Annotated in this window: 6 protein-coding genes; 2 read left to right on the forward strand and 4 right to left on the reverse strand. The window is 65.8% G+C overall.

Annotated elements, in window-relative coordinates:
- The first annotated feature begins 53 nt into the window (after positions 1 to 53).
- Together ACFV4K_RS32220 and ACFV4K_RS32225 are read left to right on the forward strand one after the other, a co-directional pair.
- The gene (locus ACFV4K_RS32220) at positions 54 to 1,370 is read left to right on the forward strand and encodes a DUF2786 domain-containing protein (protein WP_379280014.1); all 1,317 of its coding nucleotides are present in this window, start codon (positions 54 to 56) and stop codon (positions 1,368 to 1,370) included.
- A gap of 80 nt (positions 1,371 to 1,450) precedes the next feature.
- Positions 1,451 to 2,083 carry a hypothetical protein gene (locus ACFV4K_RS32225; RefSeq protein ID WP_379280016.1) on the forward strand — a complete coding sequence of 211 codons (633 nt, stop codon included), beginning with the start codon at positions 1,451 to 1,453 and terminating at the stop codon, positions 2,081 to 2,083.
- 462 nt (positions 2,084 to 2,545) lie between these two features.
- Here ACFV4K_RS32225 and ACFV4K_RS32230 read toward each other — a convergent pair whose 3' ends face one another.
- The 4 genes from ACFV4K_RS32230 to ACFV4K_RS32245 all read right to left on the reverse strand — a co-directional run bounded on the left by ACFV4K_RS32230 (position 2,546) and on the right by ACFV4K_RS32245 (position 8,853).
- Positions 2,546 to 5,065 (reverse strand): FHA domain-containing protein, encoded by a 2,520-nt coding sequence (locus tag ACFV4K_RS32230; RefSeq protein ID WP_379280017.1) that lies wholly within the window; start codon positions 5,063 to 5,065, stop codon positions 2,546 to 2,548.
- A 408-nt stretch (positions 5,066 to 5,473) separates the two neighbouring features.
- Positions 5,474 to 6,139 (reverse strand): isochorismatase family protein, encoded by a 666-nt coding sequence (locus ACFV4K_RS32235; protein WP_379280019.1) that lies wholly within the window; start codon positions 6,137 to 6,139, stop codon positions 5,474 to 5,476.
- 64 nt (positions 6,140 to 6,203) lie between these two features.
- Positions 6,204 to 7,028, reverse strand: a complete 825-nt coding sequence (locus ACFV4K_RS32240; protein WP_379280020.1) for an alpha/beta fold hydrolase — start codon at positions 7,026 to 7,028, stop codon at positions 6,204 to 6,206.
- Between the two features lie 271 nt (positions 7,029 to 7,299).
- Complete coding sequence (locus ACFV4K_RS32245; RefSeq protein ID WP_379280022.1) at positions 7,300 to 8,853, reverse strand: alpha/beta hydrolase; 1,554 nt, start codon at positions 8,851 to 8,853, stop codon at positions 7,300 to 7,302.
- Positions 8,854 to 9,322: the final 469 nt, after the last annotated feature.

Consider the following 9,322-nt stretch of genomic DNA (forward strand, 5'->3'; position numbering starts at 1 on the left):
GCCTCCACGGGACGAGACCGTGGCCACCCGGCCGTGAAATAGGGTTGATGGCCGTGGGTAAGCCGAATCGCAAGCACCGAGCCGCCAAGTTGCGTGCGCAACTGGGTGACGTTCGCTTCCTGACCGGCGAGGCAGAGCAGCCGACCGCGCAGGAGGTCGGGAACGCCGTGCTGGCGGCCGCGATGACCGCGGCGCGGGTGGGCGCGGGGAGTAAGACGGCCCGGGGAGATTCCGGGATCGCGGGGCGGTTCGCCGACGAGGTCGCGGAGAGCGGGCTGCCGGATCACATTGTCGGATCCGGGGTGGATCTGGCCGGGCGGCACGTCATTCGGCGGGTGTTTCAGCACGGGTGGCTGCCGGGGGATGTGCACGAGGCGGCCGCGCGGCGGGTGGACGAGTTCGCGGCCGGGTTCCTCGTCGATGTGATGGCCGATCATGTGCGGCCCTTCACGGCCGAGACCATGGACGAGACCTGGGTAGAGCAACTCGACGCCATCGAGGCCCGGGTCTGGTGGTCGGACTCGGAACCGTTCTTCGGGCAGTGGGCGGCCAAGCACATGCTGACCTCGCGGGAGGCGATCACGACCGTGATCGAGGCGCTCGCCCTGCTGCTTCTGCTGCCGGAATTGGAGCTCATCAGGCCATTGCCGGGCAGTGCGCGGCCGCGGGCCGGGGTGCATCACCATGTCGACGAGAAGGTGCTCGGGCGGGTGCGGGGGTTGCTCGCGAAAGCCGAATCGACCTCCTTTCCCGAGGAGGCCGAGACCTTGTCGGCCAAGGCGCAGGAATTGATGACCAAATACGCGCTCGATCGGGTGCTGGTCGACGCCGACACCCCTGCTCCCGATCTGCCTGGGGCGCGGCGGATCTGGCTCGACACCCCTTATGTCGACGCGAAGGCGCTGCTGGTGGACGTGGTCGCCAAGGCCAATCGCAGTCGCGCCATCGTGGCCTCGGAGTGGGGGTTCGTCACCATCGTCGGGGACGACGCGGATCTCGAGGCGATCGAGCTGCTGACCACCTCGCTGCTGGTGCAGGCCACCCGGGCGATGATCGCGAGCGGGCAGGACACCCCCGACGACGGGGCGCGCAGCCGGATCTTCCGGAAATCGTTCCTGGTCGCCTACGCCACCCGCATCGGGGAACGGCTCGCGGCGGCCACCGCGGCCACCATCGCCGAATCACCCGATTCCGAACGGCTGCTGCCGGTGCTGGCCTCGCATCAGCTCGCCGTCGACGCGGCCTTCGACGCGCTGTTTCCGCAGGCCCGCAATCGCGGCATCACCATCCGCAGCGCCGAGGGCTGGGATGCGGGACGGGCCGCCGCGGACCGCGCGCAGCTCGACGCCCGGCGGCCGATCGGCCGGTGATCCGCCGCATGATCCTGCCAGTCGGTCTCGAATCCATGACGGCGCGAGCGAACATCGCAAGAACACGTTACAGTCCGGCCGTGAAATATCTTGTGGGATGCGCAATGGCCCTGTCGTTCGCGGCGACGGGTTCACCGGTAGCGCAGGCGGATTCCGCACCGACCTGTACCGACACCCCGAACGCGTACACCGCCGGCTGGCAGACCGGATGGGCGTCGTACCAGGCCTCGGAGAAGAGCGGATCCTCCGGTTCCGCCTCACGCACGGTCGACCTGCCGATCACCATCAACGCCCCGATCGACAAGGTGTGGACGGTCTACTCGAACCTGCGCAACGACATCGGCCGCCACCCGTTCCTCAAGGACATCATCACCCACCGCACCTGCAGCGACGGCGTCAGCACGACCATCGATTTCACCGCGCTGGAGAACGTCCCCATGGGCTCGGTCGACTACCCCGCGAAAACCCAGGCCGAACAGCGCCTCTTCCCGGCCGACCGGTACTACCTCACCGACAGCTACGACACCCCCGGTGTCATCACGCATCAGAAGGTGACGTTCACCGACAACGGCAACGGCACCACCGCGGTGAACGAACACATCACCTTCAGCTGCAACCCCCTGCTGCTCAACTTCACCGTCAGCAACGGCGTCTCCTCCCACCAGGCGTACCAGGCTGCACTGAAGCGGGACATCGAGAACGGCACGCTCTGACCGCCACACGGCGTTGCCACCGAAAAGGCCCGGTCCTGCTGGACCGGGCCTTTCTCATGCGACGCCGCGGGACGCCTTTCTCCGAGCCTCTTCCTCAGAGGCACCAAACCAAGTCTGCGGATCCTGGCAACGGGAAGGTGAAACAGATGCCGACCGATCCGTCCACGGGGGTAGCCTGCGGTTCGCTGGCCGACGCTGCCGACGCTCCGGCGAGGCCCAGCGACAGCATGATTGCAGTCGCGGCTACGGTCCCGGCGATTCTCGCTTTCATTTGATCAACTCCTTGCACCATTTTCCGAGGAAGGACTTCCTCTTCAACGGTAGCCAGCAGTTTCCTCAGCCGTAACTGGTGACACCTACCCTGAATAGTGGTGGACACTGGTCAGTACCTCCACTCGGGGTCACACGAAGCGAAGGCCACCCGACCGCGACCGCGCACGGTCCAGTCGCCCTGGAGCAGGATCACATCTGAGCGGGACGGGCACCGCGCCGCCGTGGCTGCATCCGGTGCAGGCGATACCAGGCCAGCGCGAGGAAGATCGCGGCGAGACCGGCGAGGACTCCCATATCGAGCAGCCAGGTGCCGATGGTGTGTTTCCACAGCGGGTCGGGCCCGCCTTCGTGCGGCGTGAGGGTATCGAGGTCGATACTGGCCGCACCAGCGCCGTACCCCCAGCGGGACGGCGACACGAAGGACAGCTGTTGCAGAACGGGTGTGCCCGGCAGCCGCACCAGCCCGCCGGTGAGCACCAGTTGCGCCATCGACAGCACGATCAGCAGGGGCAGTGTCTTTTCCGAGGTGCTCACCGAAGCCGACACCAGCAAGCCCAACGCCAGCGACGCGATGCCCAGCATCGCCATGGCCAAGATCATCTCCAGCTGGACCGACGTGAATATCCCGCTCGGCGGGAAACTCGTGCCGATAGCGCCGATCAAGAACAACACCGCCGCCTGAAGGATGGTGATCACACCCAAGACCAGCAGTTTCGACATCAAGTAGACCCCGGCCGACAGTCCTGCCGCGCGTTCTCTGCGGTAGATCGTCTGTTCCTTGACGATCTCGCGAATCGCGTTGCCGGTGCCGACGAAGCAGGCACCGAAAACCAAGATCATGAGCTTGGTGGAGGCATCTTCGTTGGTTCCCGGAGCCCCGGTGAAACCCGCGCCCGCCGGCACCGCGGCGATCAAACCGCCCAACAGCAGCGGCATCACGCCGAGCAGCGCCAGATAACTGCGGTCCGAGGCGATCACCGCCAGATACCGCCGACACAGTGTGCTGAGCTGGCTGAGCTTGGACTGCCGCGCGGGCGGCGGAGCCGGTGCGTGTACTTCCGCCGGTCCGATGTCGTTGGTCAGCCCGACAGCGACGTAATTCTCGAAGCGCGGGGAGTTCCGGAACTCACCGGCCCAGTCGCGGTCCTCGTCCCGGTCGAATGCCTGGAACACCTCGGCCCAGGTGCGCTGCCCGAACTCCTGCAGCCCCTCTGCGGGCGGTCCGTAATAGGCCAGCTTGCCGCCGGGCACGAGAACCAGGAGGCGGTCACAGGAATCGAGATTCGCCACACTGTGGGTGACGACGATGACGGTCCGCCCGTCGTGGGCGAGTTCGGACAGCATTTCCATGACCGTCTTGTCCAGGCCGGGATCCAGGCCGGAGGTCGGTTCGTCGAGGAACAACAGCGACGGTTTCGTCAGCAGTTCCAATGCGACGCTCACCCGTTTGCGCTGCCCGCCGGAGAGTCGATCGATGCGGGTGTCGGCATGCCGCGACAAGCCGAGTTCCTCGAGGACTTCGTCGACTCGCTGCTCGCGCTCCTCCCTGCGTGTGTCACCGGGAAAGCGCAGCTCGGCCGCGTAGAGCAGGGCGCGTCGCGTCGGGAGCTGATTGTGCAGGATGTCCTCCTGCGGAACCAACCCGATCCGGTGTCTCAGCTCGTCGTAATCGGTGTACAGGTCGCGTCCGTCGTAGCGGACGGTCCCCTCGGTCGCGGGCCGCATCCCGGTGACCGCGCCCAACAGTGTCGACTTGCCCGCTCCGCTGGGTCCGATGACCCCGACGAGTGAGCGCTGCGCGATGGGGAAGCTCACATCGTCGAGCAGCACTTTGCCTTCCGGTGTCCGCACGATGAGGTTCTGGGCCGAGACCGAGATGTCACCCGTGTCGACGGACTCGCGCAGTTCGTTGCCGACGAGCCGGTAGGTGGTGTGTCCCATGCCGATCAGGTCGGATTCGGACAGGTCCGCGGTCTCGATCCGGTGGCCGTTGACGTACGTGCCGTTGTGACTGTCGAGGTCCACGACTCGATATTTGCCTTCGGCGATCACCTGCAGTTCGGCGTGATGGCGAGACACCATGAGGTCGGGCACGACGATGTCGTTGTCGGCGGCGCGCCCGATCCGAAGCGTGCCCGAGACGATCCGTACCACCGCGGTGGGCTGGGTAGCCGGAGGCGACCACCGCGACACTCGGCGGGGCAGGCCTGGCTCGAACTTGGTGACCGTGGCTTCATCGTCCAAGTCATAGCCAGGATTGGGGACGACCATCGTGTCCCCACCGAAGTCGTCATCGGGTTCGGGCTCGGGGGCGGGGTGGGGTGATTCCAGCGAGCAGGACAGCCGCGCACCATCTTTGGCATGCCCCAGCTGGAACGTCTCGTCGTGGTCGATCAGCATCCGCTCGACGCGCTGACCGTCGAAAAAGGTGCCGTTCAGGCTGTGCGCATCCTCGATTTCCCAACCGTTCGACCCTCGCTCCAGCACAGCGTGCACGGCCGAAACACGCGGATCGGTGACAACAACGTCGGCAGTCGGATCGCGGCCGATGTTGTACACACCCCCGGCGCGCAGCCGATAAACGTGTTCTCGCGTCTGCACCACGAGAACGGGCGACTCGGGGAATTCTGTGGAGGACCGCACATCCGCCATAAGGGGAGTATACGACCCCGCCGAACTGCCAACTACGAAGCAGGCCAACACAATCATCACCCTCGGCGAACTGGGCGGAAATCTTGTTCAATGCGCTACCCCCGCACTTGCGGGCTTCGGTCTTCAAGGCACTCACCCGAAGCCTGCATCCTGATGTCTTAGGGCCGCCCGGCAATGCCCTGCAACAGCAACTGAACGTTGCCAGAGAGAGCTGGGGATAGTCTGACCTCGGTCCTCGGCGGATCCCGAAACACGAGAGGACCGGCTCTTCGGGAGAACCGGTCCTCTCGCAGCAATTGTGGGCCTAACGCTCCACAACGCGAACGCCCTGACGGCGGTCGGCCCGCAGATCCGGGTGCCTCGAGCGCACTCGGACGTAGGGTCTCGTGCGCGAGCTGACCCAGCGGCCTGTCCGAATGCTCCCCCCGTAGTCCAACGACTGCGTGGTTGCGGTCAGCCCGGCGACTATTCGACCGGGGAGTGCGAGCGGTCGCCCTGGGCCGCTCCGGTGGCCCGTTTGCGTCGGAAGTAGTCGTTGATGATCACTCGATACAGGTCGGAATCGGAGCGTGCCCAGTTGCGCATCAGCTCACAGCCGAGCGCCAGTGAGGTGATCGGCTGAGCACCGGCCCGCACCATGCGAGTGACCGCCACGTCGTGCGTCACCGCCGACACGCCACCGACAGCGTCGAGGACGGGGTAGATCTCATAGTCCTCGCGCAGCATGTCGAGGGTCGGAAACGCAAGGCAGACTTCGGTCCACAGGCCGGCCATGACGATTTTTCGGCGGCCGGTGGCTTCGACTGCTGCCCGGAAGTCGGCGTCCTCCCAGGCATTGACTCCGGTGCGGTCGATCTCGGTGACATCGGGAAGCTCGTCGAGAATCGCCGGGTTGGTCGGCTCGTTGACGCCCATGTCCACCGCGACAGTTGTCACGATTGTCGGGATTGCGTAAGCGTGTGCGAGCTTGGCGAGGGTCACCGCGCCGAGGTTGATCTCCTCGGTCGTCGCCGATCCGACCGTGGCGTACTGGCCCGGCTGGAAATCGATGAGGACGATCGCGCAGTTCTGCGGTGTGAGCAAATGATCGGCCTGCGGGTCGCGGACGGGCTCGGGGCGTGTTTTCGGCATTAGTCCTCGTCGATGAATTCGGAAAGGTCGATATCCACCCCGAGCCTCGAGGCGTAAGCGCTGCTCAGGATTGGATGAAGGCGAGCAGGTCGGCGTTGATGGTCGCGGCTTCGGTGGTCGGCATGCCGTGCGGGAAGCCCGGGTAGGTCTTCAGGGTGCTGTTGGGCAGCAGTTCGGCCGAGCGGATGCCGGTGTCGGCGATCGGGACCACCTGGTCGTCCTCGCCGTGCAGGACCAGGGTGGGGATGGTGATCTTGGTGAGTTCCTCGGTGAAGTCGGTCTGGGAGAACGCGACGACACCGTCGTAGTGCGCCTTCGCGCCGCCGGCCATGCCCTGACGCCACCAGTTGGCGATCACGCCCTCGGAAGGCGTTGCGCCGGGCCGGTTGTAGCCGTAGAACGGTCCTTCGGCGAAGGTGCGGAAGAAGTCGGCTCGGTTGGTGGCGACCTGCTCCTGGATGCCGTCGAAGACCGACTTGTCCAGTCCGCCGGGGTTGTCGGCGGTCTTGACCATGATCGGCGGGACCGCGCTGATCAGAACGGCTTTGGCGGCCCGATCCTGTCCGTGCCGCGTCAGGTAGCGCACGACCTCCCCACCGCCGGTGGAATGACCGATATGCACCGCGTTCGACAGATCGAGGTGGGTCACGACCGCGGCCAGGTCATCGGCGTAGTGATCCATATCGTGCCCGTCGGCGACCTGCGCGGAACGACCGTGGCCGCGCCGGTCGTGGGCGACTACCCGGAAACCGTGGGACAGGAAGAACATCAGCTGTGCGTCCCAGTCGTCCGAAGATAGGGGCCAGCCGTGGCTGAAGACGATCGGCTGCCCGCTGCCCCAGTCCTTGTAGTAGATGTCGACGCCGTCGGACGTGGTGATTACGGGCATTGGGGACTCCTTGTCATCGGGTACTCGTTGCGTCGCCCGAGGGCTAGCCGAGACGATTGGAACCGGTTGGATCACCGGGCTTCTGAACGATTGGTTCCGGATGAGTGTGTCCGATTCGATACCCGTGCGCCCCGCTTTATGGGCCATGAATACCGCATTTTCCGCCATGCGATCTCTGCCAGGTACGGGGTGGTCGGGCGAGGCGCGGGAGGGACCTTCGCAGGCTCGACCAGCCGGCCCTCCGGGCGGCGTGGCCATATCCTGCCCGGCGCTAGGGCGTCGATGGATCGGCGTGGCAGGTCGTATCCGACTCCGGCAGCGTCCCGGCGTCGAAGTAGGTGTTGATCGCCTCGTTCACGCAGGCGCTCAACCTGGGCCGGAAGGTCATGTGAATGCGGACGTCCTGCAGCGTGACCATCCGCGACCCCGCCATGTCCTGGTGCAGCCGGAGTCCGTGGGCGTAGGGAGTACGAGGGTCTCCGGTCGCCTGAACGATGAGCGCGGGCACCGAATTCCGCACAACGGTGGGCGCTTCCACCGGCCGTGGCCAGAACGCACAGGGCTCGACATTGCTCGCCAACGCGCCGAAGACCGGCTGCGTGACCCGGCTGTCCTCGATATTGCGCCAGTACGAACCCAGATCCGTCATCGCACCCGAGTCCCCGCAGGCGATCTGCGCCAGCGTCGAGTTCTCCCCGTCGCGCAGCGCTGCCACGATGGCCGCGAGCCGAGGCGAACGAGACCTGGTCGGCGGCCCGCCCGCGGCGTCGGCGAGCTCCCGGACAGTCTCGGCCACAGCCGCATTGATCCGATAGTTCATCAGCATCCCGTGCAGGATGAACGGCAGCCAATGATCGTCGACAGCGAAACCGTCCACCACGATCGGCTGCCGTGCGGCAGCCCGCACCAGCTCCTCGATCCCGGTCCGCACCTGCCGCGGTGTCGCACCCAACCGATACGTGTCGTCCCGCGCGGCCGCCCACCCCGCCCAATCGTCCAATGCGATCTCATCGGCCGGCCCCCAATCCTGTACCAGCCCTTCCCAATACCGATCCGGATCGATGGCACTGTCGAGCACGATCCGATCTCCCCGCTCCGGGAACATCTGCGTGTACACCGCGCCCAGGTAGGTCCCGTAGGACGTCCCGTAGTAGCTGATCTTCTCCTCTCCCAGCGCGCTGCGGACGATGTCCATATCCCGCGCCGTATTGCGAGTAGTGAACTGCCGCAACAACTCCGGATCACGAACCAGACACGAGGCAGCCATTCCGGCTGACTGCACGGTGTCGTGCGCGAACCCCAGCAGATCCACGCCCGCCGATCGGATCATCTCGCCCACCGGCCACCCGCACCGCCCAGTCCGCCCCGACCGCCCGACACCACGCGGATCCATTCCGATCAGGTCATAGCCGGCCAGCACCTCCGGGCTCAGCACATCACCGAGCAGATCCAGACTGTCCAGCCCCTCCGCGCCGGGTCCGCCGGGATTGGACAGCAGCACCCCGCGCCTCCGTCCCGGATCACCTGCTCGCACCCGAGATATCGCCACTGTCGTCGTGCGTCCGTCGAGCTTCCCGTAATCCACCGGCACCACCAGGTCCGCGCACTCCCCGCCGGCCGCGTCCAACTCCGCCGTCCCGCAAGCCCGCCAATCGATCGGCTGCCTTTGAAACCGCTCCAACCCCAGCGGCTGCGGCTCGTTACCCGGCCCGGGCGCGGCGGAACTGTACACCCCCATCGGCGCGATGACCGTCACCGATACGACAAGTGCGATGATCGAACGCCGGAACAGTCGCACCAACAACAGAATTCGCCTCTCAACCACACTGACAGAGTCGGTCAAGTAAACCGCACGCCTGTGCGGGGACGTAAGCGGTTCAGTAACCCTGGAGCAAGAGCCGGAACGACGGATGAGTGGGTGTCAGCGGCCGAACGGCGCGAAAGTCCTTCCTCTCACGGATCGAATCAGCTTCCGATCGCCCGTCGCTTCGGCAGCCTCCTCGAGACGGGCGGCCTGCCTGGACGGTTTACCGACACGCACCAGCGCGACCGCTCGCGCTCGGAACTCGGCGGGATAGGGACGTGGAGCCCGACGACCCACCGGCCCTGGTCAAGTGCTCCACAGGCAGGTCGCCGAGCACAGGCGGCCACCGAAACATATCCAGGGATTGCTCGAGGTCCTCGACCGATCGGGAGTATCGGGGTTTGCCGCCGAAGTTCGTCGCCGACTGGACTGACAGATCACCTTCCAAATTCCCAACCCGGAAACGACGTTGGGGCCGGTACCACAGAAG

Origin of the sequence: Nocardia sp. NPDC059764 (assembly GCF_042732555.1) — a bacterium.
Taxonomy (GTDB): domain Bacteria; phylum Actinomycetota; class Actinomycetes; order Mycobacteriales; family Mycobacteriaceae; genus Nocardia.